This is a genomic window from Pedobacter sp. GW456-11-11-14-TSB4, from assembly GCF_059424425.1.
The window spans coordinates 505,058-527,875 of the sequence record NZ_JBWKZK010000002.1 but is presented as its reverse complement, the minus strand read 5'-3'; the positions used below and the strand labels follow the sequence as shown (position 1 = coordinate 527,875).

Genomic DNA, 22,818 nt, shown 5'->3' with positions numbered 1-22,818 from the left:
TGTAACCATTGTTTTGGTTTGCTAACCCTTCCATTTTCCGCTTTTCTTTAAATACCTTATGGTAAAATAATAGGCGGCAAGTATCACTAAGGCAGTAATACCAATTCTATCTCTCAAAACAGCATCACCATTGGTAAGTTGAGGATAATAATATAGTAAAATAACAACAATACCTAACAACCAAACCGTTTGCGTGTTGTACTCTTTAATTAGCCAGCGTTTGCCATTAAAAGCCATGCTACCTATGGTTTTACCAATGCCGCTAAAATTAATCCACCAACGATTTACCCTTGCGCAATAAGCATCGAACTGAGATCCGAATTTACCTCTCAAAAAATTCTCTTCGGCCAATACAATAGCCTGATAAATAAATAAAAACAGTGGAATGAAAATACACATGAAAACAACAGAATTCATTAAAATACCCACCCCTACCAACATTAAAATATTACCTACATAAAGTGGATTTCTACCATGGTTAAAAAATCCTTCGGTTACCAAATCTTCGGCATAAACATTTTTGTCTCTACCACCTCTAACTATGTAAGCCAAAGAGATAGCCACACCGCGTATCAGCTGACCGAAAATTGTGATAAAAAGACCTATAATTAATGGATAAAGGTAATAGTGTTCACCAATGGTACTCTCTCTAAATATTTGAGGCGAAGGGATAAAAAGGGCGAGATACAAGAAAATAAATAAGAAGTTTCTGTATTTGAAAAAAAAGTTGCCTATAGCTATCATAATTAGTTTTTTACAGCGATAAAACCAGAGAAATTATACCATTTAAAAAATGTTTCTACCAATGGGAAACCAGCTTCTCTGAGCATTTTAAAATTCTCGCTAAGCTTATACGGGATCAGCACATTTTCTAAAGCCTCTCTTTTTTGCGAGATTTCCATCTCACTGTATTGATTACGGCGTTTATAATCATAGTAATATTTAATGAAATTCCTGTTAAACATGCTGTCTTCCGCTAATATCTTTTCTGAAATTATTAAAACACCACCGGGTACTAAACCATCATAAATCTTTTTTAACAAACGCTCGCGGTAAATTGGTCTAAGAAATTGTAAGGTCAAACATAAAATAACTACAGATGCGGTTTCAATTTTTACATCCTCATGCAAATCGCCTACAACTAATTCATAGCTTCTTTTAAAATTAGCTTCTTTCAATTTCACATCGCATTTTTTAAGCATTTCTGTTGAGTCATCCAAGCCAATAAATTTAATGCTTTCGTCTACGAGTGGGTTTAGCCCTATCATGGTTGTACCTGTGCTACAACCCAAATCTACCACATTAGTATTTGGCATAGCATGCTCTGCAGCAAGCTCAATAATCATTCGTTGGATTTCATTATAAAAAGGAACGGAGCGCTCTACCATATCATCGAAGGCATTTGCTACCGTAGCACCAAATTTAAAATCAGAGGGTTTTTTAATCTCTTCTTTAAAAACTTGATCTAGATTGTTTTTTTCATTCATAAATTGTTGTTGGTTAAGGCAATGGTGTTTTGACTACACAATTTAAGAATAGTTTAGCCATTTCAAACATTAAATAAATTGGGCTTAGAAATATTAGTAACGTTTTATAAACAAATGGTGAATAGAATGGTTAACTATACTAAAAACCTATCCTTATGAAATATCAGCAATATTTAAAAAGAAGCTTGTTAAACAGAAGAAATAATAACATGGCAACCGTAGCAATTATTGGCGGCGTTGCTGTAGGATTAGCAATTGGAGCACTGTTTGCCACTAAAAAGGACAAATTAACCCAAAAAAAGATCAGCAATTTATTCGATAAACTAGTTGGCAGAAGTAAAAGTACGGCTAACCAAAAGTTAATGAATGTTATTGCTGATGTAAGAACTCATGTGACACAAAACGCAGAAGGCTTGTTGGATAAAAAGCAACAAACAGGTGCATCAACAGATATTAAGTTAGAAAATGTAACTTCTAATTGGAAAAAAGACAAAGAGCAAATCATTTTTCCGAATGAACCTTTGCAAGTAGACTAGTACTCAAATGTATTACTTTTTGCCTTTAAGCATACTTACGGTAGTAGTTTTCCAGGCGATGTATCCTTTTAGTGCACAGATATGTGCAACCTCTTTCTCAATGTAATCTGGTACATCATTGGCAATACGCCATCTTACCGTATATTTTAAATTATAGCTAATGTAAACCACAACGTCTCCATCCATTGGGGGCATTGTGCCGAGCGGCTTTAACGCTACATCTTGCAATTCTGCAGCTAAGCGAACTAATCTTTCTTTAAGCACCTTGGCTAAAGGAGCATGTGGATTAAATTCATCAAAAATGGCAACTACTGTAACGATCATGAATAAAAATTTGCTATTATTTTTAGCAAATGTAAATAATAATAAGTACAAAACACTTATTTTATTACGTTTTTTATATGGAAAACCGCTATTTGGTTAATTAAGAGCTTGTTAAACTAACAATTAATTTTTTGGAAAATTTAAACTTAGAAAATAAATTTAAATGATCGTAAGTTTAGGCTAAAAGCAGCATGTGGATAAAGTCTTGAAATTTCTTAATATTTAAAGGCTTCTTTAATAAATAGTCAATTCCGATATCTTTTTTAAGCTCCTCCTCTGGTATGTCTGTCGTAGAAATTACAATAATCGGTGTATCAATAGACAACGCTTTAATACGTTTTGAAGCTTCAAAACCATCCATTTCCGGCATATATAAATCCATAATTACCAGGTCTGCTTTCTCTTTTTGAAACTTTTCAACAGCATCTAATCCATTTACCGCAATAACCAACTGAAACTGATAGGGCGCCAGTATTTTTTGGATGACCATAATACTCATGGGCTCATCCTCCACAATAAGGATTTTCTTTTTTACTTCTTCGGGTTTTTTGAAAGAGAATTTCACAATAGGTTTTGTTTTTAAAGGGATAATGTAAATATAAAATAATGAAACACAACTTACAATATTTCTTTTCACAATAAAGTGAAACTAAATTCTATTAAAAGAAGCAATAATTCTAAATCTATTTTCAACAAAACTGGTTTAGGCTCTACATCAAGCACATATTTGCCAACTTTAACAAGATTTAAAAGTTAGACTACGCAACAATGATTATCTAAATGTAATGTTTAATAAAAATGTTACATTTCAATTGAATTCTAATGTAGTGTTTTAAATTTAAAATTAAGTTTTCGATGATCAAACAAACATCGCTTTAAAAATAAGTTCCACTTAAATAATACCATTTTTGCTTGTCGTTCAAAAAAGTAGAACGCTCATGGTGCACGTACATTTTGTTTTGATGTGTATAATAAGCTTTAAACTCAACAAGGTCACCTTTTGCATTGCATATCTCTAATTTTAACCAAACGTTGGCTTTTGCCCAAGCTAAAATTGAGGCTTGCGGGTGTAGATGCCTAACACTAGCATGGGTTGTTGCAACTAAATAATCTGCAAGATGCAAAGCATACGCACAATACCTAGATCTCATTAGCAATTCTGGTGTTGTAGCAGTTTGCTTTTTCTGGTGATAAGGCTCACAGCAATTAGCGTAAGTTAAGCCAGAGCAACATTTACATAAGCTGTTTTCCATTAATATTTACAAACGGTCCTTTCAAAAACAAACCTCCCTTTATTATAATCAACAGGCACTCCTTCTTTAAAAACACCAGAGCCCCATACCATTACAATATCTCCTACCCCCATTATCAATTTATTCTCTTTCCTTAAAAAAGAAACCGGATTTCTATACCACTTATCAACTTTGTTAACTTTAAAATCGTAGTGTGCGTTAAGTGTATCGTTTTTTATTGTGCCCTTAATTTCTCCATGATATCTCTTTTTTCCACCATAACTCATGGTAAACAATCCCTTTATTTTTTGGTCAGTAGTATCTATATCCAACCAGGCAGTATCACCTTTATTGATTGCGATATAACAGTTAAACTTTGATGGATCTAGTGGTTCATCTTTACCAAAAAAATTACAGCTACTTATAAATAGCACTGCAAATAGCACAATTACCAATGTTGTATTTTTCATGTTATAAATTTAAGTTTTCTATTTCAGCCGAAAAAATTTAATTGTATAGCTAAATAGTGGCAAGCAAGGTTAAATCAAAACCCAACCTAAAATAAACAAATGACTTTTCTCAGAAAATGCTTGATGTTCTAACATTTATATTTGCAACAAAGATTAAAGATTATGTTGCAAGATTTAAATAAAATTCAAGAAGAAATAGCATCATTAAAGGCAGAAATTGTAAACCATAAAGTTTATGAGGTGATAGAAACCCTTGCAGATTTGCGTATTTTTATGCAATATCATGTATATGCGGTCTGGGATTTCATGTCGCTCTTAAAAAGCTTACAGATTAATTTAACTTGTGTACAAACACCTTGGTTTCCGGTAGGTAATGCCAATACCCGATCTTTAATTAATGAAATTGTTACGGGCGAAGAATCTGATATTGATGCAAATGGCGATAAAAAAAGTCATTTTGAGATGTATTTAGAAGCAATGGAACAGTGTGGTGCAGATACCACAGCAATAAATAAGTTTATTGATAGCTTAAAAACTAATGGCGATTTTGATGCTGCTTATAAGGTTGCTCAAACCCCTGAAGCAGCAAAATCATTTGTAAACTATACTTTCGAAATCATCAATAGCAACAAAGCTCATTTACAATCGAGTGTTTTTACGTTTGGTAGAGAGGATTTGATACCAAATATGTTTTTAACGATTGTGAATGACCTAAACACGAAATTCCCAGAGCAAATTTCTTTGTTTAAATATTATTTAGATAGACACATCGAGGTTGATGGAGATCACCACAGCAATCTAGCTCTAGAGATGACAGCAATTTTATGCGAAGGTAAAGCTGATTATTTATTAGCTGCTCAAAATGCAACTCAAATGGCCCTACAACAACGCATCACCTTATGGAATGGTGCTTATGAAGAAATATTAGCACTTAAAAAAACGAAACAGTCTTTAGTTTTTAACTAAGGTTGTTGCTTGTCTTTTTTAAAAATGGAATAAAAAACCAACAAACCACTTAAACACGAAACAATACCAAAAATTAAAGAGGTTCTATCATCCATAAACTTGAGTAAATATGTAGACATGAATTTGCCTATATCTAATGATAGTGAAAAATGAATGAGGATTGTAAAAAACGCCTTATTTATTCCTTTTTGCTCTGCTTATTTTAGTTTTAGGTTCTAAAATCAAATTTTTCTGCCAAAAAAAAACATCCGCCTTATTAGACGGATGCTTCTCAATTTATGAAGGATAATCTCTTAGTCTATCTTAACATTAACTGCGTTAAGGCCTTTTTTGCCTTGCTCTACATCATAGCTTACTGAATCATTCTCACGAATTTGATCAATTAAGCCTGATACATGGACAAAAATTTCGCTATCACCATTCGCTGGTACGATAAATCCAAAACCTTTTGTCTCATTGAAAAATTTTACTGTTCCTTGTTGCATTATATTGTAATTAATTAAGTTGTAAAGGTAAGTTAAATTATTGACAATAACTAATACATTGCCAAATGGCGCAAACTGTACTATGTTGTGGCATTAATTTTTTCAGCTGCCAATTCTAGATCTCCTGCGTCAGCTTTTGGTTTTTCATTCAAATAATCAGCAGGTGGATCAAATTGTAAGTTTACACACATTGGAAAATGATCCGATCCGCAACTCTGCATTCTTTTTATTCCTGTTAAGGTAAAATTAGAGGAACAAAATATATGATCTAAAGGAAAACGTAAGAAAAAATATTTGGCATTAAAACTATTAAAAAAGCCTCTACCCCGCCTTGGATCTAATAAACCGCTTACCTTACTAAACAATGCCGTGGTATAGCTCCAAGCTACATCATTTAAATCGCCCATAACAATTACAGGAAGTTTATCATTTTTGGCTTTTTTAGCCACCAATAATATTTCTTTATCACGTTCGGTAGAGCGTGGGTTTTCTTGCGGTACGGGTGGTTGTGGATGCAAACAATACAGCTTAATCCACTGTCCAGATTTCAATTGAACTTCTACGGCTATTGATGGTATATCATTTTCTACCAAATAATTGATGCTTCCATTTCTAAGCGCAAACTTGGAATAGAAAATCATTCCATACGTATTTTCTAATGGAATTTTAAGTTGATGAGGATACTGATCACCGATAACATCGATTTGTTGTTGCCACCATAAATTGGTTTCTACCATTAAAATCACATCGGCATTACATTCATTGATCAAACTTAAATAAGCCTTACTGTTTCTATTATCTTGATAAACATTTGCTATTAATAATTTGATATTTTTATCCCCCGTTGGGAACCTACTTTTTATAATTTGCTTTTTGCCAAAAATGGTAAAAGGAAAAACCTGATAGATGAGATAAATTAAATTAATACTCAATAAACCAATAAACACCAAATGAGGCGTGGTCCTGTTATAAAAAACTAATCCCAATGCCAATAGCAAAAAATTGACACTTAGTTTTTGTAAACGAGGATATTCAAAAACTCTAAACACCCAAGAGTCATGTCTGATTAGGGGCACAACTGTAGCAATTACTAAAAGTACTGTTATCAAACAATAGCTGTTATACATATAGAAATGGTGTTAAAAGGTTAATCTTTAGCTCTTGTTTCAACTTTTAGGTATTTTAAAATTCTATCAGCAGTAGCCCCATGTATTAAAATAGATAATAAAATGGTAAAGGTAACAACTGCCCATAATTCTTTTTCCTCGCTAAAGTTAGCGGTTACAAAGGCAAATGATAAATAAAAAATAGACCCCATTCCTCTAATACCAAAAAAACCAATGGCAATTTTATCTTTAATATCTATTTGTCTGCCAAACAGGGATATATAAGCAGATAATGGTCTTACAATAAATACAAATACAAGAGCGAACACTATCATTTTCCAGTCTAATGCATCTAATATACCTGATACCAATGCTCCTCCAAAAAAGATAAGCAAAACAGCTAACAATAAGCGTTCTATTTGCTCGGTAAAATCATGTAATTCTAAATGAAAATCGTGTTCCTTTTCTGAATGCCTTAGCACCAAAGCACTTACAAATACGGCTATAAATCCATATCCGTGAGCGATTTCGGTAATTGAATACACACATAGCGTAAGCGAAATCGCCAAAAAACCTTGCGTTGGCTTTAACACTTTATATTTTCTAGACAGTTTAAAGATGACAAATCCGACAGCTTTACCAGCGAGATAACCAATTATGGCTCCGGCAATTATTTTATAAACTAAATGGTAACCGAACCAGTTAATGATGCTGGCTTCTTTTTGCTGAGCCATTAATGCAAACGTAATTGCTAACCAAACAAAAGGAAAAGCCATTCCGTCATTCAATCCAGCTTCTGAGGTTAAAGAAAACTTAGTTTCTGACTTTGTCTTATCATTTGGCGGCCCTACCTGTACATCGGATGCCAGAACTGGATCTGTTGGCGCCAAAACTGCGCCGAGCAAGATTGCACTTGGTATTGTGAGCGCTAAAAATCCTAAACCAAAAAGAAAACATGCTGCAATGCATAAAATCATGGCAATTGAAATTAGCCTCAAAGGAGTATTCCACTTCTTAAAAGAGAAATCTCGGTCTATTTTTATGCCTGTTCCCATTAAAGAGATGATGACAATTAACTCTGTGAGATGTAAAGTGAGCTCCGGATTTGAGCTTGGTAATGGAGATGGAAGCGCCGAACCAAAAATAGCATAAATTACCACCCCTATCACTACATAAATTATCGAATAGGAAATCCCGATCTTTTTTGAAATGGCAGGCATGAAAACCATTAATAAGGTGGAAAGCCCAATAAGTAAAATGATAGAAATGTACGAAGTCATTAAAACAAGCTATTAATTAAATGTTTGATAGTAACAAATGTAAACCAGCTATGTTCTAATGACCAAGCAAATAAATTAGGACAAGGGTAACGTAAAACAAAAAGTTGAACCTTTTTCTAACTCACTTTCAGCCCAAATTTTACCATTATGCCTGTTAATTACTTCGGCGCTAAGATATAAACCAATACCAAAACCAGAAATTTGGCTTTTAGTTTCTACCCTGTAATAACGATCAAAAAGATGTTCAATATGCTCTTTAGAAATGCCTATCCCCTCATCAATTACACAAATTTTAACTTCATTTGCCATAGTTTCGCAAGTAACTTTAACCAATTTGGCATGAGGAGAATATTTTACCGCATTGCTCAAAAGGTTACTTAATACGCTCCCTATTTTTAGTCGATCTGCAAACAATTCTACAGCGCACGACTGGTTAAGATCTATAGCATGTGTTGAATCAATCAACCTCGATTCGTTTACTATTTCTATAATAAGTTCATCAAGTTTAAAGTGTGTTTTATCTAATACAACTTTACCTGATTCTAATCTTGATAAATCTAAAAACCCATTCACCATTTCATTCATTCGTTGCAATTGTCTCACCGCAGAAGCAGTAATGTCGGCGATTGCCATATTACCTTCTTTTTTGGCCATTCGCTGCACTAATTGTATATACCCATTTATAGAGGTGAGTGGCGTTTTTAGCTCGTGACTAACAATGCCTATAAAATCATTTTTACGCTGTTCATCTTTTTTTGCCTGGGTTACATCCATTACAAAACCAGAAAATAAGGTTTCACCATTCACTTTATTAATCTTTCCGAAAGACCTAAGCCAAATGACTTCTCCATCATTAAATCTGCGTTGCGTAAAGGTTACATCATAAACTCCCCCATCATCAATTGCTCTTTCAATTTCTTTGGTTAAAGCTTCTCTGTATTCTTCAGAAACTTGCCCAATTGCGTCCTCAAACTTCATAGGTTCATCCTTATCATATCCATACATACGTGCCAAAGCAGCATTGTAGCGTAAATCCTTAGATATTGGATGAATTAACCATGATCCTAAATTGGCAGCATCAATTGCCATATCCATCATTTCTTGAGTTCGTTGCAGAGCTAATCGAGCTTCAACTTGTATGGTTACATCAATAACAACTTGTAAAACACCTTTATTTTCGCCATTTGCACCTTTTATGGTTTTACATACAAAATTATAGTAGCCATCAGTTAATTCGCCGTTTCGCATTACCATTGCTCGGCTTTCTTGCGCAACATAAGGTTTACCTGTAATAAGCACATTTCTTATTATTTCTTCAAACGGCTGACCTTCTAATTCTGGCAAAGCCTTAGATAAAGGCATTCCCAAAACTCTTTTATCCTTACCCCAAATTGCCAACATTTCGGCATTTACAATGTCAACTTTTAAATCTAAACCATCAAACACCGCTATGGCAAACGGTGCCTGCTCTACTAAACGTTTAAATTGTTCGGCATTTTCTAAAGCTTCTTTAGAAATCAGTTGAACTTGAGATTCAAGCTGATATTTTTCCGTAGTTAACAGCAAATTATTGGCTTGCTCTTGCTCTAAAGCCTTAGCATTCTCAATGGCTGCATCTATAATTTTTTGATTAATTACCCGCTCTGTAACATCAACTGCCGAATTGATAATACAATAAACCTCACCTTTATCATTTTTCATGGCTCGGTACTCAAAGTCAAAATAAAAAGTACTGAGTTTGCCATCAACAACTAAATCTGCCGGTGTAGCTGTACCTATATGGATTAGGCCTTCTCGCCAAACTTTAGCTAATAATTCACCAAAAGGCTGTCCTTGTAATTCGGGTAGGGCTTCATGTAAATACAACCCAACAACAGATCTATCCTTACCCCAAACATTTAACATGGCGTCATTAGCAAATTGAATGAGCGCATTTTCGCCTATATAAATTGCAGTAGCTGTTTTACTTGTATTCAATACATCTATAAGTTGCTGCTGATTTAATAATGGTGCTTGCTGATGCATTATTTTTTGTTACTATCAGTTAAATAAATGGATAACATAGAATGAGTTTAATTGTTTGAAAACTTTGCGATCAAAAATGCATAAAATACCTGCTCAAATGCTCAAAATCAAAACATATTATTTTAAATGGTGGATAACTTATTGAAAGTGGATAATTTACATAAACTTCTGTTAATCAATTTGGTTAAGTAACTAAACCTTAAAATACTAAAGCTATGAAAAAGTGTATTTATGTAGTAGAGGATAATGCAGCCATTAGAGAAATGATTTCTTTTTTGCTAATAGAAGAAGAATATGAAGTTATAGCCTGCGGCAATGGAACAGAATTTTGGCAGCAAATGCAACAGCAACAGCCAGATTTAGTGGTTTTAGATGTAATGTTACCAGATGACAACGGAATATCAATTTGCGCAAAGCTAAAAGAAAATATAAAAACCTTTCATATTCCAATTATGATGATGTCTGCAGGTAATACTTTGAACCAAGTAAAGTCAAAATGCAATGCAGAAGATTTTATCAATAAACCTTTTGATATTAATGATTTTGTACACCGTGTAGAGCGATATGCGCCAATGTAATTGTTCTTAATTTAAACTTTATCACAACAATTGTTGTTAAAGAAAATAAAAGATCATGGAAAACTCACCTCAAAACCAAACGAAAGAAAAAGATAAGGCAACTGAAGCTGAAAACGCAAAAGTAAAAACCAATAAGTATACACCAGAAGAAAAAAAATTTGCAGATGGCGAAGGCACTGAATTAGATGATGCTATTGACGGTGATGCCTCAAACCCTGCGACTAGAGGTGATTAAATGTACAATTTAGATCGATTTATAGAGGCTCAGAAAAGCGACTATAACATTGCTTTTGAAGAGATTAAAGCTGGAAAAAAGCGAAGCCATTGGATGTGGTATATTTTTCCGCAACTTAAAGGTTTAGGCCAATCTGAGACTTCAATTTTTTACGCAATTGATAATTTAGCCGAAGCTGAAGCATTTCTTAAGCATCCCCTACTTGGCAAAAGATTAGTGACAATTTGCGAAGAACTGATGAAGCTAAAAACAAAGAACGCAAAAGCTGTGTTTGGTAATCCAGACGATTTGAAATTGAAATCGAGTATGACCTTATTTGATGCTGCCAGTTCTCAAGAAAATATATTTGAAGAAGTGTTAGCTAAATATTTTGATCATCAAAAAGATCCCCTAACAATCAAACTGCTGCATGGATAATGCTATAGTGAAAGTTTTTTAACTTCTTTCTGATTTAAGACTCTAACTTTTAACGTTATCGGATTTAATGGTTGATCCGCCTTGTTTTTATTTGCTGCAGCAATTTGATCTAAAACTTCCCATCCTCTTACCAATTGCCCGAAAACCGTATAATTTTGGTCTAAGTGTGGTACACCTCCAGTTGTTTGATATGTATTTCTTGCTTTTTCGGTAAATTTAAACCCATTGCCCAATCTCTTTTCTACAGCATCAAGCTGGATAGTAGTATACTTTTTTCCATCAACAACATAAAATTGGCCCTTAAACGATTTTTTTTCCTTGTTATCATCTCTACCTGCTGCAAGTGCACCTTTTTGATGAAATAAATTACTAGCAAATTCCGGTTTGATATATTTTACTGAACTGGTATCCCTTTTCAACATCTCGGCATAGGCCGAGTCAGTTTCTCCTCCTTGTATTACAAAACCTTTAATTACTCTATTAAAGGTGTAGCTATCAAAATAACCCTTTTTTGCCAATTTAATAAAGTTCTTACTGTGCATTGGCGTTTCATTAGCCAATTGAAAAATCATCGCCCCTAAATTGGTCTCTATCTTTACGAATTTGTTTTTGTTTTGAGCATTTAGCAGCAATACGCTAAACAGCATCAAAATAGAACAGGTCATTTTTTTCATAAATATGATCAGCTAATTATTTTTGTTATTTTACTTATACCCTCTACAGGTTATGGAGTTACATTATTTATGTGTTGGCGGTGACAGCAGCATTTGAAAATTCAAATTTTAGTATGCTTTGCAAAGTTTAACTTCCATACTTTAGCCAACAGTATTTTACTATTTATTTCGCTGTTAATGCTTCTCCTTCAAAGGTAATTCCATCCCAACCATGGAGCATAAATTGCCTAATATTTTGGTGATTATTACCTTCAGGATCTTCCAATACAGCTTTATAATGCTCAGCAAACAACAATAACGTATCTTCTTTGCTTAAATGATTGATCCGGGCAAAAGCAAAAACCTTGGCACTGCCTTGGTTTTGATCGGCCTCATTAAAAACATCTCCGTTTTTAAATGCCGTTGGCGTATGCTGATAATCTTTTTCTATGCTTTCAATGATGTTAACAAATGGTATCTCACTAGTTTTTAAGTCGCTTATTAAAGTATTCATTTCTTAAAATATTAATCTTGAATTAGTAATGTTTTGATTAGGCAATAATTTCCATCAATAAAAACACCTTAATGTTAAACCAAAAGGTTGTTTGGCTAAATTATTGTTTTGGTAAAGTTATGAAAAAGCTCATACTCCCCATCTTATACTTTGCACTTTTTGGCTGCAATCAACCAGAAAAAGAAAATCAAACTATAACAAAAGATAGTAGCAGCTACATTCCTGAAGTTAAAGTGATACCGAAAGAGGTCTCCAACGATCCGATTGATATCATCAAACAAAAAGTGACTAAAATAAATACCAGTACTTTAAATCAAAAACATTATAATTTTACCTGCGACGAACGCACAAAAGTGGATTATCATTATAGCAATAATGAGTTAGTTAAAATAAGTATTGATTTTGGTACGGTGGGCGATGCCTATGCCAAAGAAGATTATTATTACGATAAAGGAGAATTGATATTTAAATACGAATTTGTAGAAGGTGGTCCGGCTTGTGAAGGTTGCATCACTACAAATGAGTATAGATCATATGTACTGAATAACAAGGTAATTAAATACCTAAAAAATAAGGATGTTGAAACATGTAGAAAGTGTGAGTTTTCTGCAAATTCTAAGGAGTTGCTTTTACTTAAAGTAAATGATGTAGATGGGATTAAAGGAGTGTTGTGCAGGTAATTGACCTTATGAAACGATGCCTACCCACAAACTCGACCCATTCACCCAGTGTTCAAAGAGCGCTGCCTGAAAGAACTGCGGACCACGCGGTTGTCTAGAGCGTGGAAGCATCGTTCTTTCTTGATGTTATTCATCAGTTCACATTGGCTTCGGCATTCAGGCTTTCGCAAGCTCAAGTTTCACTACTTTTTCATCAAGGAAAAAGCAGATTTTCTCCGCAGCAGAGAGGGGAAAAACATTATCCGCTAAGGATGCGAAAAATCCATCATCGCAACGGCAATGTTATTGCAGGATTAGCGCTGCTTATCCCCTAAACCAATCTACTACCAATTCACTACTCTTCTTCCGCCTCATGAAAATCTTTGCCTTTACTGCCTGTACCACTTTCATCATCATCATTTGCGTTTGCAGTAGGTTTTTTTGACGAACCTGTAAAGGCATCATCAGATAAAGAGTCTTTACCTTGGGTACCAGTATTATCATAACCATCTCTTGGCGCTACTGTTTCTGGAGATATTTCTTTTTTCTTAGTCATCATATGAAATTGTTATTTATAGAACAGTGCTAAAAAAATAAAGTTTCAGCCCATGAGTTTAATCCTTTTTAGAAAACCATTTTTTTAGGTAATCAATTACGCTTCTTTTCGGCTGTTTGGGGTTTTCTGGTCCGATTAAAAACCCATAAGGCTGTAATTCTGGATAACTATCGCAGATAATCTTTAACATCCCCAGTAAAGGTATCGCTAAAATCATCCCTGCAATGCCCCAAACCAACTCACCCAGTACCAAAGCCATAATTGTAAACAAGGGATTGATGTTAACCTGCTCGCCAACAATTAAGGGCTCTAAAATATAGGTTTGGATAAACTGAACTAAAAAATAAGTGATCAGTACACCTATAATCATTTTACTATCTCCACCTTGTGCAGTAACAGCTAAAACCGTAATGCCTGTACCTGTTATGTTACCTACAAAAGGAATAATCTCTAGCAAGCCACACAGAATAGCAAAAAATAAGGCACTCTCTACTCCTACAATGCTAAATCCAATGCCATACATGATCCATAAAACAACAATCATTGCTGCTAAACCGCTTAGGTATTTTTGAGAAACTTTACCTGTTTGATGTATGATTGCTGTAGTGTCTGCCCCTTCTTTTTTTGGAACCAATTTTAAGATAAACTTTTTGATGTGACTACGCATAGCCAAAAACAAATACATGTATACCAATACCAAAATTGTATTCACCATGATGCCCATTAAACCAGAAGCGAAGGCTAAAATCATACCGCTTGATTTACCATTAGTACCTTCTTTAATGATTTTATTTTGTTCTGCTTTTTCGATACCAATGGTTTCATTTACCCATTGTTTAATTGACTCGAGCATGGATATTAATCTATTTTCCATTCCATCAATATTTTCGGCCAAACTACTCAACTGAAACGATAGAAGCGTGAAAACTGTGGCAATCGCCAATATAAAAATAAGGATGCAATACAGTGAAGCATAGCCCCTGCCAACTCCTTTGCTTTCAAAAAAATTACTTAGCCTAATAAACAACATGGCTAATACAGCCGCTAAAGTGAGCGGAATAAGGTATTCTGCAGCAAAATATAAGCCAGCAAAAGAAAGACTAATTAACAGCAAAATATTTACTGATTGACTAAGTTTCATCATATGATAAGCAAACATTTTTCCTTGTTAAAAGTTTTGATGCAATATTTACCAATTGACAATTTTAAAGTTAATTATTGATTAAAAATATGGCCCATTTACAAATTAACACAAGTACAACTAACCATCATGATCAGTAATACGCTTATTTTATATTAATGCAAACAAATTGTAGCTCAATTAAGTTAGTACCTAACACACTATGAAAAATGAATGTTAAAAAAGAAATATTTATTCTTGAGGATAATCAAGACCTTAGAGAACTATACGAGTATATACTAGAAGGCGAGAATTATAACATTACTACATTTGCTACAGTTACAGCATTTATGGAAAAGGCTACACATGTACCTGATTTATATTTATTAGATGTGATGTTACCAGACGGAAATGGACTTGACTTGTGCATAGAGTTAAAAAATAGACCTATGAGTGCTAACATACCAGTAATTTTGGTTTCTGCCCATAAACAATTGCATGAGGTTAAATCTGCTTGCCCTAGTGCCGATTTTATTCCTAAGCCTTTTGATATTGAGTATTTAGTAAATAAGATTGCTATCAATCTAAATGCAGGTAAAGCAAATTAAGGATTAAGTTAATTGGTAAGATAAATATATTTCTTTATCTAATTCTATATTGAAACTGGTAAACTCACAAAAAAAGTTGTTCCATTGCCCAGTTCACTTTCTGCCCAAATAGTGCCTCCGTGTAAACTTATCAGTTGTGCACTCAGGTACAGGCCAATACCAAAACCAGAAATATTTTTGGTTTCTTTTCGATCTACTCTATAATATCGGTCAAAAATTCGGGCCAAATCATGCGATGCAATTCCAATTCCATAGTCTTGTACCGAAAAAATTAACTGTGCATCATTAACCCTACAATTAATTTTAATTTTCCCGCCAATTGGCGAATATTTCATGGCATTTGTTAATAGATTTGTTACTATAGATATGATTTTTTCTTTATCAGCATAAATCATGTAATCAGTATTACATGTTAATAGGAGCTCGTAGCCTGCTGATGAAAATTTCAATTCTTCTATCACATCTGCTACTAAAGCGGTAAAATTAAAAACAGTTTTTTCGATGTGGATCTGGCCCGATTCTAATCTGGAAACATTTAAAAAGGAATTGATCATTTCGGTCATACGCTTTAATTGTACCGCTGCTCTTTGCATTCCATTTACAAGAAATTCATCTGCATGTTCTGCTTTCTGTAAACGTAAATTACTCAGTTGAACTATTGCGTTCAACGAAGTCAATGGGGTTTTTAATTCGTGGCTTACAATACCGATAAAGTCGTTTTTACGGATTTCTTCTCGTTTACGCTCTGTAACCTCTAATGCGAGTACGAGTACACCTATTACTTCTCCATCAACATTAAATCTGGGCTGATAAGTTAGGTCAAAATATCTATCTTCTATATCCCCTCCATCAGTACGAGACATGGGAATCAATTCATCTATCCCTAAATAAGTTTCTCCGGTTTCCATAACTTTATTGAGGATTTTCATAATGGGATCGTCAACCAGCTCAGGGATCGCTTCTAAAACTTTAAGCCCTAACAATTTCCTTCCAGGGAAGAACTCTTGATAGAGGGAGTTTACCATATTAAACACAAAATCCTTTCCATCGAGGATGCAAACTCCGGCAGGTATTTGCATAAAAAATTGCATCAGTCTATCACGTTCCTCTTCAGTATGCAGTTTAGAATCTTTTAATTCCTGTTGAGCATCTTCTAATTGCCTAAAGGTGAAAACTTTTTCGCTAGTTTCAATTACGTTGGTTAATACCCCACAAATATTCCCTAGTTCATCTGAGATGGGACTATATGAAAAATCGAAGTAACATTCTTCTCGATAACCATTTCGATCTAAAAACAATTGAAAATCGCTTATTCTAACTGGTTCACCTTGCATTACACCAGCAAACATAGGCCCTATAGTATCCCAAATCTCTGGAAAAGATTGTGCAATAGGTTTACCCAAAGCATCTGGATGTTTAGTTGCACCTAATACCGGTCTGTATCCATCATTATATAACTGTATAAAATTCTCGCCCCAAGTAATATGCATTGGGAATGGAGAATGGAGCATGATGCTAACTGAAATTTTAAGTGCCGTATCCCATTGAGATGGGCATCCTAAAACACTTTGTTGCCAATTATAGTTTCTTATGAGTTGACCCATAGCACCACCACCTTGTAAAAAAGGATATGGCTTTGTTTGATGCAGGGTATTCCCCATAATAGAATTTTTAGTTGAGTTGAATGCGTTAATTTAGAAGGAGAACAAAAAAATTAGGTAGATGTTTGACCATCTCGATCTTGATCGGCATCGCTACCTGTAAATTGATCTTCTTTTTTATCCATCAATTGATCACTATCAGCATCACTACCTTGAGGTCCTTTATTATCTATAGAGGGCAATTGATCTGCTCTTGATGAAGTGTTTTTTCCGCCATCGGCACCATATTTCGGCCGTTGTTGATTTGGATCTCCTTCTTTTACATCCGTGTTTTTATTTTGTGGTTGGGCTTGAGGAATAGCTGCTCCTGTTGAGGGGTTTGCTGCTCCGTTTTGTGGTTTTTTATTTTCGTTTTCCATAATGGGTAGTTTTGTTAAAGTGTTAACCGTTGGGAAAGCATATTGTTTAGAATTTGTGTTGAGGAAACATCCTACCAAATCATTGAATGCAGCGTTAGAGGTTTTTAATTATGGCAGGTAAGCAATATGCTCTCCCCCTCTAAAAGATTTAATCCGATCTATTGGTGATGTTGGGGCAGCTACTTTCAAACGCTCACGCCTTGCCTTCACCCTACGGCAAATACGCGGCTCATCGCCGCCGAGGGCTTCTTACCTTTCCCTTGAAGGAAAGGTTACCACCCTGAGCAAGCATGAATACCTTTAAAAACAACAACTACACATGAATAACATCAAGGCTGTGTATCCGATCTCGGTCTGCCACGTAAAATCGGATTTGTACCACAGGCTGAAACGTATGAATCGTACTGCTTGGTTTGCAATGGTTATCTACCAAACCCTAAACCATTCCCCAATATCCCCAAGAGTGCTAGCTTGAAAGAATGTCGGGCCATGCGGTTGCCTAGAGTGGGGAAAAATTAAAACAAATTAGTCAACTTACGAATTGGGTGTTATGAATGACTACCTTTTGCAATCATCAAAGAATCGATAAGGGTTAAGAAGCGATGGTTTTGGTTTTATGAAATGCATCAAACTTATTTTTCGTCTTAAATTCTGCAGCTTTTTCTTTAACAATCTCCTCTATGGCCAATCCTCGTGAAACTGCTTCATTTTCAAATCCTACATAAATTTCCTCGAGCATTTCTCCTAATTTTTCATCATCTTGAAGCAAAAATTCAACGTAGTCAAATTCTGCTTGGTTCACTAACTCCAACGCATATCTCAAGATCAAATCCTGCTTAGCATCGTCGTTTTTTAAATCATCTTTTATCATCTACACAGTGGTTACAACATCTAAGCCACAATAATTTTAGATAACTTAATGATCCTTGATTACACTCCCTTTTAAACAATGGTCACCAGTTAATCCGTCAATAATTAAATTTAAGAAAAAATTATATGAAGCTGTAGAATTGAGGGGTAGATTTAGATAATTATTTGCAACATACACAGTTATCATCCTTAGCAAAAAATGTTGCTAAATCATAATTCCTATAATCAAAATGAAGCATGGATTGGTTTAAAAGTCGTCCTAAATAGCATACATTTTTTTTTGTCTCACAGCCTCATTTTAGCGCTTAAAGCCAATTGAAGCGAGTATAGCTTCTTGATGTAAACATAAACAATTTACGTTAATAGATTGTTGTATACCAAAATTTAAAAATTGCAATCATCAAAGGTGCTTTAAGATGGCCGAGGAAAAATCAAAAACAACAGAATTGGCCAAGCATGTACGCTCGAAGCTACTACATAGCAGGTTAAAACTAACCGTTCCACCGCTTAGCGTTTTGGAAGATTTATTTGAATGTTTATTTTACGCAAGTATGCGCACTGAGGAGAGCCACCTTACCAAAGTAACCATCACACTCATCGACCCACAAAACCCAGATCCTAACCCTCCAAAAAAAATTGCTTTTGAACGTTGGAGTGTGGTCAGTTTCGAACATTACCTTCCCTTAGAAATTAAGTCACTCGTTAAACTTTCGAAAGCTGCTGATCCCTCTAGTTCTTCATTAGCTGTATATTATGATGAAGGTGGTAAATTATTTATATGGGGCATGATTGATCAAGCAATGCACTACCAAAGCTTTTTAAATTATGAATCCGAATCGGGCTCCGAGCAGCCTGGTATTTTTCAGGTATCAATTAGTGATATCGGAACGCTGCATGTGTTGTTTGATTATGAACTCCTCGCTACGCTAAAACAAAATGTGCTCATCCCTAGGTACCTTGATGTATTCACCATTGGTCCAATTTCGAAAATGATCAAAAAAAATGCGGGATCCTTACAAGCAGAAATGCGAAAATTTCTCGCCTTAAATCATCCTAGCGAAAGCTTTAGCGACTGGGAGGGATTTATAAATAGTATCTGGACACAAACCCTTTCTCGTTTATTGCTAAAAATACAAAACTATAGGCACGGCGGGGCCATCTTAATAACTGATGATATAAACGATCTAGATATCAAATATCATATTCAATACGAAAGATTGATGTTGGCCATGACCAGTTATGCCAAAGAAACTATAAATAGTTATGTAGCTGAAAGTAAAATAGAGGAAAGGCTATCAGAAGGCAAACAAACCATTACAAAAAACCTATACATTAAGGAAAGCATCTCAACTTATGCCAAAACCGAAGTGGCTAATGAAATTAAAGGTGCAGTGAGTTTTGTGGCCTCTCAAAGCTGCGTAGATGGCGTGATATTGTTCGGCCAAAACATGGTTGTAAATGGTTTTGGAGCGGTAATCAAACCTAAAAGGATGCCTAAAAAAATATTTATTTCGCCTACCGCAACAGCAACTAGTAAAACACTGATTGCTGCAGATCCCAAACTTTTCGGCACACGTCACAGATCGATGATCTCCTATTGCTGGAACCATCCGGGAAGCTTGGGATTGGTTATTTCACAAGATGGTGACATCAGAGCATTCTCTAAAATTGAGGATAAACTGATTTTATGGGAGAACATCAAAACCCAACAATATTTAAAAAGTAGAAAGTTAAAACGATTATCAAATGAGTATGATACCAAAATAAATAACACCACGCCGCAATACGCAAAACCATAGGTTTTAAATGTACCATTTCTGTCCGATCTAAGGATGGAAGTGTTTCATCCTAGCCTAGAATTAATATCTTTGAAAACGATTTAGGTTAGCTATAAACTAACCAATGCTACAACTATCTAATTTGAACAACATCCCCCCACATTTAAAAAACGAAAGCGATCGATTGGCTGCGCTTGATTCTTACCTGATTATGGATACTGATCCAGAAGCAGATTTTGAGGATCTAACTCGAATGGCCTCAGAGATTTGTGATACGCCAATTGCCTTAATTACGCTGGTAGATCAAAATAGACAGTGGTTTAAAAGCAATGTTGGCCTTGATGTTTCAGAAACACCAAGAGAACATGCCTTTTGTGCCCATACAATTGTAAATCCTTCTGGCACCATGCAAATTCAGGATGCAAGAACTGATGAGCGGTTTGCCAACAACCCGCTGGTAACTGCTGCTCCAAATATTGTTTTTTATGCCGGAGTTACATTAGAAACTCCTGAAGGGCACAATTTAGGTACCTTATGTGTGATCGATCGAGTACCTAAAAAACTAAGCGATCGGCAGTTGCAATGGCTGAAGATATTAGCCAAGCAGGTAATTACGCAGATGGAACTGCGTAAAAAGCTTAAAAATCTGGTAATTAGCAATAAACAATTGGGCGAAACAAATGAGTTTATGCAACGTTTTGCTACTTCTGCAGCACACGACCTTAAAAATCCACTAAGCAGCATTTCAATGAGTGCAGAGTTATTGGTTAGGCATTTAGAAAAAAATGGCGACGATAAAGGTTTAAAGCTTGCCTCCACCAACCTATCTTCTACCAAAACTTTAGCACAGCTGATAAATGACATGTTAGCTTATTCGCTACGACCAGAAATATTAAGCAATAACCATAAAGAAATCTTTTTAAAGCCCTTTTTGGAACAAACCATTGGGATGATCACCATGCCCGAAAATGTAATCATAACATTGCCTGCAGACCCTCATAAAGTAACAACTTCAGAAATTGCCTTGAAGCAGATTTTCATTAACCTACTCACCAATGCTGTTCGCTATAACGACAAAAAAATCTGCAAAATTGACATTTCAAGTCATGCAGAAAATGGTAAAAACATGATTACAGTACAGGATAATGGAATAGGAATTAAACATGAGGACTTGCAAAGAATATTCGATAGAAATGTAACACTCAATCGGGCAGACCGATTTTCGCAAAGTGGCACCGGGATAGGGCTTTTTACAGTGCGTTTATTGATTGAAAAACTTGGTGGAAGCATACAGGTAGAATCTGAACCTTTAATTGGTAGTAGATTTATCATTTGTTTGCCTTAGTTAACAAAACGCTTTATTTATGTGCTTTTACCAAACAGACATTTTATTGGGTGTGATCTGCTTAGCAATTTGTCATCTTGAATAAGCAGCGACTTGTCATCCAGAGCGCAGCGAAGGATCTCGTTGTTAAGCGCATTCAACTTAAACTTTTTTAGCATACGGGAAACATCTTCTACCGATGTAAAATCGACACAAGCTGCACAGTATTCCCTAAAAATTAATCTTTAGATTATTAATTCCGTTGATATGTTTTTAGATTGCAAATCACGAACAGCGTGGTCCTAAACAGATCTCTCAAACAAAAGCCAATTAAATATTGGCAACTTCAAATTTAGTATAAGCAAATTCTACTTTTTCGATGGCAATGAGTTGATCATCAGATTTTAATGTCTCCAACTTCAAAGCAACAGGATAGGCATTTAAAAAAGTCCATTGGCGAATTACACTGCCATCCTCAGCAACTAAACTTACACTTATCGTATGGGTGGTAATTGGTACGCTTAGTCCTTGATTTAGTATGTTATTGCACCATTTGAAAAATTGAGTGCTTTTTGAAACTAAACCTCTTTTGAGCACCAAATTAGAAAAATTAGATTTTTTTGGCTGTAGATGTAAAAATTGGTTTAAGCCTCCCTCTGTCTCATCCGTTAAATTTGAAACATTATCAATACCAGTTACTTCTAGAAAGGTAAGTTCTTCTTCATTAAGGCTAAGCTTAAAATAATATGATACCGAATAATCCATTTGATTGGTTTGAATAGGTGGTGGGGATTTTTCTTTTAAGATAGGATAATATTCTGAATATGGTTATTTAATTTAGCCTACGGCAGACAGGCAGACAGCTTTAATTTCTGACAATCCTATAAATTGATTTTTTAACGCTAATTCACTGAGGCCGGATAAGTGCTTGGCAATGGTATTGCTTGAGTAGCGATGGCTACCCACAGAAATAACCCACTTGCTAATTCTACCTCCCCCTTCCGCGTCATTGCGAAGCCGATTTTTCATCGGGTGTGGCAATCTCCTGCTCACTTGTCATCACGAGTTTTTGAAGGATCTCTTACAATAAACAATCCCAACGTTTTTGTTTGCTCGCCGCCGCAGGGCTCTTTGTTTTTCGGTTGTTGTAGTTTTATTTTAGCCCTCAAGATTGCTACGCAATATTGGCTTGAACCAAAAGAAACAAAAGTTCAAGGCTACCGATGTAAAATCGGTACAAGTTGCACCGAATTCGCTAAAAATCAAATCTTCGGATTGGAAATAAAAGAACTCGCTGCGCTTCAGCCTACGGCAGACAGGCAGACAGCTTTTATTTCTGACAATCCTACAAATTGATTTTTTAACGCTAATTCACTGAGGCCGGATTAGTACTTGGGAATGCTAGTGGTTAATTAGCGACGGTTACGCCCCCGACACTTAACATTTACCACAGCAATCTGCTCCTTCCGCGTCATCTCGAACGCAGCACAGCGAGGGTTGGAAATAAAAGAACTCGCTGCGCTTCAGCCTACGGCAGACAGGCAGACAGCTTTTATTTCTGACAATCCTACAAAT

Annotated in this window: 28 protein-coding genes; 10 read left to right on the top strand and 18 right to left on the bottom strand. The window is 35.2% G+C overall.

Translation table 11 applies throughout. From position 1 onward, the window contains the following. Positions 1-21: 21 nt before the first annotated feature. Together AC07XU_RS09675 and cmoA are read right to left on the bottom strand one after the other, a co-directional pair. On the bottom strand, positions 22-744 hold the full coding sequence (locus AC07XU_RS09675; protein WP_494943443.1) for a methyltransferase family protein: 723 nt from the start codon (positions 742-744) through the stop codon (positions 22-24). 2 nt (positions 745-746) lie between these two features. Beyond that, positions 747-1,487 (bottom strand): carboxy-S-adenosyl-L-methionine synthase CmoA, encoded by a 741-nt coding sequence (gene cmoA / locus AC07XU_RS09670; RefSeq protein ID WP_494943442.1) that lies wholly within the window; start codon positions 1,485-1,487, stop codon positions 747-749. Between the two features lie 155 nt (positions 1,488-1,642). Between cmoA and AC07XU_RS09665 the strand changes: the two genes are divergently transcribed. Then, entirely contained in the window at positions 1,643-2,023 is a 381-nt protein-coding gene (locus AC07XU_RS09665; RefSeq protein ID WP_494943441.1) for a hypothetical protein, read from the top strand. A 12-nt stretch (positions 2,024-2,035) separates the two neighbouring features. On the opposite strand, the gene AC07XU_RS09660 is transcribed toward AC07XU_RS09665, so the two are convergent. The 4 genes from AC07XU_RS09660 to AC07XU_RS09645 all read right to left on the bottom strand — a co-directional run bounded on the left by AC07XU_RS09660 (position 2,036) and on the right by AC07XU_RS09645 (position 4,049). Beyond that, positions 2,036-2,347, bottom strand: a complete 312-nt coding sequence (locus AC07XU_RS09660) for a hypothetical protein (RefSeq protein WP_494943440.1) — start codon at positions 2,345-2,347, stop codon at positions 2,036-2,038. 175 nt (positions 2,348-2,522) lie between these two features. After that, positions 2,523-2,984, bottom strand: a complete 462-nt coding sequence (locus AC07XU_RS09655; RefSeq protein WP_494943439.1) for a response regulator — start codon at positions 2,982-2,984, stop codon at positions 2,523-2,525. Positions 2,985-3,222: 238 nt separating this feature from the next. Further along, positions 3,223-3,600 (bottom strand): YchJ family protein, encoded by a 378-nt coding sequence (locus AC07XU_RS09650; RefSeq protein ID WP_494943438.1) that lies wholly within the window; start codon positions 3,598-3,600, stop codon positions 3,223-3,225. Next, a complete protein-coding gene (locus tag AC07XU_RS09645) occupies positions 3,600-4,049 on the bottom strand; it encodes a hypothetical protein (RefSeq protein ID WP_494943437.1) in 450 nt (149 codons plus the stop codon). Before AC07XU_RS09645 ends, AC07XU_RS09650 begins: the two co-directional genes overlap by 1 nt. Positions 4,050-4,190: 141 nt before the next feature. Here AC07XU_RS09645 and AC07XU_RS09640 point away from each other — a divergent pair, with 141 nt between their 5' ends. Continuing rightward, the gene (locus AC07XU_RS09640; RefSeq protein ID WP_494943436.1) at positions 4,191-5,015 is read left to right on the top strand and encodes a DUF3050 domain-containing protein; all 825 of its coding nucleotides are present in this window, start codon (positions 4,191-4,193) and stop codon (positions 5,013-5,015) included. Between the two features lie 293 nt (positions 5,016-5,308). Here AC07XU_RS09640 and AC07XU_RS09635 read toward each other — a convergent pair whose 3' ends face one another. From AC07XU_RS09635 to AC07XU_RS09620, 4 genes are all read right to left on the bottom strand, one after another. Then, complete coding sequence (locus AC07XU_RS09635; protein ID WP_494943435.1) at positions 5,309-5,500, bottom strand: cold-shock protein; 192 nt, start codon at positions 5,498-5,500, stop codon at positions 5,309-5,311. Between the two features lie 80 nt (positions 5,501-5,580). Further along, complete coding sequence (locus AC07XU_RS09630) at positions 5,581-6,609, bottom strand: endonuclease/exonuclease/phosphatase family protein (RefSeq protein ID WP_494943434.1); 1,029 nt, start codon at positions 6,607-6,609, stop codon at positions 5,581-5,583. Positions 6,610-6,647: 38 nt separating this feature from the next. Beyond that, positions 6,648-7,886 carry a cation:proton antiporter gene (locus AC07XU_RS09625; RefSeq protein ID WP_494943433.1) on the bottom strand — a complete coding sequence of 413 codons (1,239 nt, stop codon included), beginning with the start codon at positions 7,884-7,886 and terminating at the stop codon, positions 6,648-6,650. A 75-nt stretch (positions 7,887-7,961) separates the two neighbouring features. Then, entirely contained in the window at positions 7,962-9,911 is a 1,950-nt protein-coding gene (locus tag AC07XU_RS09620) for a PAS domain-containing sensor histidine kinase (RefSeq protein ID WP_494943432.1), read from the bottom strand. Between the two features lie 215 nt (positions 9,912-10,126). On the opposite strand from AC07XU_RS09620, the gene AC07XU_RS09615 reads away from it, so the two are divergent. From AC07XU_RS09615 to AC07XU_RS09605, 3 genes are read left to right on the top strand one after another with little or no spacing between them, the layout of a single operon-like run. After that, positions 10,127-10,489: a response regulator transcription factor gene (locus tag AC07XU_RS09615; RefSeq protein WP_494943431.1), complete on the top strand. Its 363-nt coding sequence runs from the start codon at positions 10,127-10,129 to the stop codon at positions 10,487-10,489. Between the two features lie 55 nt (positions 10,490-10,544). Continuing rightward, positions 10,545-10,724 carry a hypothetical protein gene (locus tag AC07XU_RS09610; RefSeq protein WP_494943430.1) on the top strand — a complete coding sequence of 60 codons (180 nt, stop codon included), beginning with the start codon at positions 10,545-10,547 and terminating at the stop codon, positions 10,722-10,724. After that, complete coding sequence (locus tag AC07XU_RS09605; protein ID WP_494943429.1) at positions 10,725-11,141, top strand: DUF1810 domain-containing protein; 417 nt, start codon at positions 10,725-10,727, stop codon at positions 11,139-11,141. It abuts the gene before it with no gap. 2 nt (positions 11,142-11,143) lie between these two features. On the opposite strand, the gene AC07XU_RS09600 is transcribed toward AC07XU_RS09605, so the two are convergent. Next, a complete protein-coding gene (locus AC07XU_RS09600) occupies positions 11,144-11,815 on the bottom strand; it encodes a peptidylprolyl isomerase (protein ID WP_494943428.1) in 672 nt (223 codons plus the stop codon). Positions 11,816-11,978: 163 nt separating this feature from the next. After that, positions 11,979-12,308 carry a HopJ type III effector protein gene (locus AC07XU_RS09595; protein WP_494943427.1) on the bottom strand — a complete coding sequence of 110 codons (330 nt, stop codon included), beginning with the start codon at positions 12,306-12,308 and terminating at the stop codon, positions 11,979-11,981. Positions 12,309-12,427: 119 nt separating this feature from the next. On the opposite strand from AC07XU_RS09595, the gene AC07XU_RS09590 reads away from it, so the two are divergent. Continuing rightward, positions 12,428-12,988, top strand: a complete 561-nt coding sequence (locus tag AC07XU_RS09590) for a hypothetical protein (protein ID WP_494943426.1) — start codon at positions 12,428-12,430, stop codon at positions 12,986-12,988. A 334-nt stretch (positions 12,989-13,322) separates the two neighbouring features. On the opposite strand, the gene AC07XU_RS09585 is transcribed toward AC07XU_RS09590, so the two are convergent. Both AC07XU_RS09585 and AC07XU_RS09580 read right to left on the bottom strand, forming a co-directional pair. Next, complete coding sequence (locus AC07XU_RS09585) at positions 13,323-13,526, bottom strand: hypothetical protein (protein WP_494943425.1); 204 nt, start codon at positions 13,524-13,526, stop codon at positions 13,323-13,325. A gap of 55 nt (positions 13,527-13,581) precedes the next feature. Next, positions 13,582-14,682, bottom strand: a complete 1,101-nt coding sequence (locus AC07XU_RS09580; protein WP_494943424.1) for an AI-2E family transporter — start codon at positions 14,680-14,682, stop codon at positions 13,582-13,584. Between the two features lie 191 nt (positions 14,683-14,873). Between AC07XU_RS09580 and AC07XU_RS09575 the strand changes: the two genes are divergently transcribed. Then, entirely contained in the window at positions 14,874-15,251 is a 378-nt protein-coding gene (locus AC07XU_RS09575; protein ID WP_494943423.1) for a response regulator transcription factor, read from the top strand. 44 nt (positions 15,252-15,295) lie between these two features. On the opposite strand, the gene AC07XU_RS09570 is transcribed toward AC07XU_RS09575, so the two are convergent. The 3 genes from AC07XU_RS09570 to AC07XU_RS09560 all read right to left on the bottom strand — a co-directional run bounded on the left by AC07XU_RS09570 (position 15,296) and on the right by AC07XU_RS09560 (position 18,142). After that, positions 15,296-16,912, bottom strand: coding sequence for a PAS domain-containing sensor histidine kinase (locus AC07XU_RS09570; RefSeq protein ID WP_494943422.1), 1,617 nt, complete (start codon positions 16,910-16,912; stop codon positions 15,296-15,298). 53 nt (positions 16,913-16,965) lie between these two features. Continuing rightward, the gene (locus tag AC07XU_RS09565; protein ID WP_494943421.1) at positions 16,966-17,271 is read right to left on the bottom strand and encodes a hypothetical protein; all 306 of its coding nucleotides are present in this window, start codon (positions 17,269-17,271) and stop codon (positions 16,966-16,968) included. A gap of 592 nt (positions 17,272-17,863) precedes the next feature. Next, positions 17,864-18,142, bottom strand: coding sequence for a hypothetical protein (locus AC07XU_RS09560; RefSeq protein ID WP_494943420.1), 279 nt, complete (start codon positions 18,140-18,142; stop codon positions 17,864-17,866). Positions 18,143-18,557: 415 nt separating this feature from the next. On the opposite strand from AC07XU_RS09560, the gene AC07XU_RS09555 reads away from it, so the two are divergent. Both AC07XU_RS09555 and AC07XU_RS09550 read left to right on the top strand, forming a co-directional pair. Beyond that, positions 18,558-19,940: a putative sensor domain DACNV-containing protein gene (locus AC07XU_RS09555; protein ID WP_494943419.1), complete on the top strand. Its 1,383-nt coding sequence runs from the start codon at positions 18,558-18,560 to the stop codon at positions 19,938-19,940. 103 nt (positions 19,941-20,043) lie between these two features. Next, positions 20,044-21,264 carry a sensor histidine kinase gene (locus AC07XU_RS09550; RefSeq protein WP_494943418.1) on the top strand — a complete coding sequence of 407 codons (1,221 nt, stop codon included), beginning with the start codon at positions 20,044-20,046 and terminating at the stop codon, positions 21,262-21,264. A 309-nt stretch (positions 21,265-21,573) separates the two neighbouring features. On the opposite strand, the gene AC07XU_RS09545 is transcribed toward AC07XU_RS09550, so the two are convergent. Further along, complete coding sequence (locus AC07XU_RS09545; RefSeq protein ID WP_494943417.1) at positions 21,574-22,008, bottom strand: phage tail protein; 435 nt, start codon at positions 22,006-22,008, stop codon at positions 21,574-21,576. Positions 22,009-22,197: 189 nt separating this feature from the next. Here AC07XU_RS09545 and AC07XU_RS09540 point away from each other — a divergent pair, with 189 nt between their 5' ends. After that, a complete protein-coding gene (locus AC07XU_RS09540; protein WP_494943416.1) occupies positions 22,198-22,599 on the top strand; it encodes a hypothetical protein in 402 nt (133 codons plus the stop codon). Positions 22,600-22,818 lie beyond the last annotated feature (219 nt).